The organism is Brachymonas moutaii (nom. illeg.) (assembly GCF_049977365.1).
Lineage (GTDB): Bacteria > Pseudomonadota > Gammaproteobacteria > Burkholderiales > Burkholderiaceae_C > Brachymonas.
Genome location: NZ_JBNGEN010000045.1, coordinates 1 through 301, shown reverse-complemented (window position 1 = coordinate 301; position 301 = coordinate 1). Strand labels below are relative to the sequence as shown.

Below are 301 nucleotides of genomic sequence, written 5' to 3'. Positions count from 1 at the left end.
TCCTCGGTTTTGAGGTTGAGAATGTGTATCTGTTTCGCAAGGAGAAGGAGATGTATAAAAGCTCTGGGCTATTTTTTGGTGTATGCACCATATTCATAACCTGAACAAGCAGCATAGGGATACCTGCCTTCATGTCGGCTGATAGTGCATCCATCCACTCCATACTTGGAAGCACATGCTGTTGCAGCCCGGCTAACTGCTTTTTGGGGAGAGCGATCAACGACCACGAAAAACTCATGACTATCGATCGGATAAGTGACGGCAGCGCAGGAATTTGCAAAAGTCTTCAATATTCTGCACT

1 protein-coding gene is annotated in these 301 nt (G+C 45.8%); it reads right to left on the bottom strand.

What is annotated here, in order from left to right; all coding sequences use genetic code 11:
- Nucleotides 1-238: hypothetical protein (locus ACP2WS_RS11350; protein ID WP_426460862.1), on the bottom strand; the 238-nt coding region annotated here is incomplete at its 3' end.
- Nucleotides 239-301 lie beyond the last annotated feature (63 nt).